The organism is Paenibacillus sp. 203 (assembly GCF_037027525.1).
GTDB classification, from domain to species: domain Bacteria; phylum Bacillota; class Bacilli; order Paenibacillales; family Paenibacillaceae; genus Paenibacillus; species Paenibacillus polymyxa_B.
Genome location: NZ_JAXCHD010000034.1, coordinates 1 through 1,157 on the forward strand (window position 1 = coordinate 1; position 1,157 = coordinate 1,157).

1 protein-coding gene is annotated in these 1,157 nt (G+C 49.8%); it reads right to left on the reverse strand.

The features are described from left to right. Positions 1-1,157: AMP-binding protein (locus tag WA407_RS26170; RefSeq protein WP_336078729.1), on the reverse strand; the 1,157-nt coding region annotated here is incomplete at both ends.

Below are 1,157 nucleotides of genomic sequence, written 5' to 3' on the forward strand. Positions count from 1 at the left end.
ATTCGCAATAGGACGTCCAATATTAATGTGCTCCGCATGGGTCAGTTCCTGCACGGTCGACCACACCGTCGTTTCTGTAGGTCCGTACATGTTATAAATGCGAGGACCGTTTATTTCTTGCAGTGCTACGAGCAGCTTGGACGGAAGGGCTTCGCCCCCGACCATAATGGCCTTCACGCTTTGCAACGCGCGGGAACCTGCTTCATGACCCAACAGCATTTGTAACCGGGATGGGGTCATTTGCAACATCTCAATATGATGATGAGTAATCAATTCACCCAGTGCCTGAGGATTGACCTGATGCTGGCTGTCGCCAAGCACCACCGTCATTCCACCCAACAGGGGCAAGATGGTTTCCAAGACGAAAATATCGAATGAAATGGTCGTGAGTGACAAAATCGTTTGGCTCGCTTCAAAGTCAATGACTTCGCGCATCCCTGTAATAAAGTTGAGGACCGAGCGATGCTGGAGCATAACTCCTTTCGGATTTCCAGTCGAACCCGACGTATAGATGACATAAGCCAAATGCTCTGGGCGGGCAATCGTCTCCAGGTTGCCGCTCTCTCCCTGATACAAGGCTGCATCCTCAAGAAATAGGGTATTGGCATGGCAATGATGCTCTTCCAACAGATCACGACTGGTCAGAAGCACTGCGGCCTCGCTGTCTTCCAGCATGTATGCAATACGAGAGGACGGAAATTCGGGATCAATCGGCACATAAGCACCACCTGCTTTGAGAACAGCCAGGAGACCTACAATCATTTCCACTGAACGCTGTACCATCAGTCCGACCAGCTTGTCAGGTCCTACTCCTTGTGCTTGAAGCATTCGGGCCAATGAATTCGCCCGTTCATTCAGTTCTCGATAAGTCAGACTCTGATGTCCAAACACCAATGCCACCTGATCTGGCGTATATTCTACCTGCTCCTCGAACAGCTGATGGATCGTCTGATGAGACGGAAAAGCACAAGCGGTGTCATTAAATGCCGCTGTAATCTGCTGCTTTTCCGCGGCTGTGAGTAGTTCCAGCTCTTCAACACAAACATGCGGATTGAGCGAAATTTGCTCCAGCAGGCGTGCAAAATGCCCATACAGACGCTCAATACCTGCTTGATCAAAGCTGAGCGTGTTATACATAAAACGAATCTTGATGCCTT